The 799-nt window shown below is 70.1% G+C and carries 1 protein-coding gene; it reads left to right on the top strand.

Annotation, left to right across the window (positions count from 1 at the left end):
• The coding region (locus tag L995_RS06340) for a PAS domain S-box protein (RefSeq protein WP_047470264.1) at positions 1–799 on the top strand (799 nt) is incomplete at both ends.

Here is a 799-nt window from a genome sequence, read left to right as displayed (position 1 = left end):
CCGCGTCCTGATCAACCCCGACGCCGTGGCCAACTTCTACCAGGCCACGCTGGAGATCCTCAGCTACGAGGCCGTGCTGCTGACCTACGACGGCCGGCCGCTGGCCAGCACCAATGCGGGCACGGGCGTGCAGGCGACCGCCGTGCTGCAGACACCGCTGTTCCGGCAGTGGCTGCCGCACAGCGAATTCGGCTCCTACATCGGCGCGGGCATGCTCGGCTCCCATGAGATCGTGTCGTTTCGCACCGTGCGCAACTGGCCCCTGCTGCTGGTGGTGGAGGAGCCCTACGCAGCCCTGGTGGCGCGCTGGAGGGATGACGCCTTCGCCTTCTTCGTGGCCGGCGTGGCCCTGCTGGCCCTGGTGCTGGGCCTGAGCTGGTCGGTGCTCAAGACGCGCAGGGAGCAGAAGACGGCACAGCAGGCCATGGAGCAGGCCCAGGCGCGCCTGGCGCGCAGCGAGCACGAGATGGCCGTGCTCATGCGCAGCGTGCAGGAGCTGATCTTTCGCACCGACAGCGAGGGTCTGCTGACCTTCGTGAACGCGCGCTGGGAACAACTGACCGGCCAGCCCAGCTCCGAGGCCGTAGGGCAGCCGCTGGAGAACATCGTGGACGGCCCGTACCGCGCGCAGATCCAGGCCCTGCTCGATCCCCTGGCCCGGCTGGCGCCGCGCAACTGCCAGGCCATGTTCCAGCTGCCGGGCCACCGGGAAATACTCTGCGACATCGCCGTGGTCCCCCTGCTGCGCGACGGCCGGCTCGTGGGCTTCGCGGGCAGCGCCGTGGACGTGACGGCCCGC

The sequence above is a fragment of the Delftia sp. ZNC0008 genome (assembly GCF_000799035.1).
GTDB classification, from domain to species: Bacteria; Pseudomonadota; Gammaproteobacteria; order Burkholderiales; family Burkholderiaceae_C; genus Comamonas; species Comamonas tsuruhatensis.
Note: the sequence above shows the minus strand (reverse complement) of the source record. Positions and strands in the feature narration are given on the sequence as shown.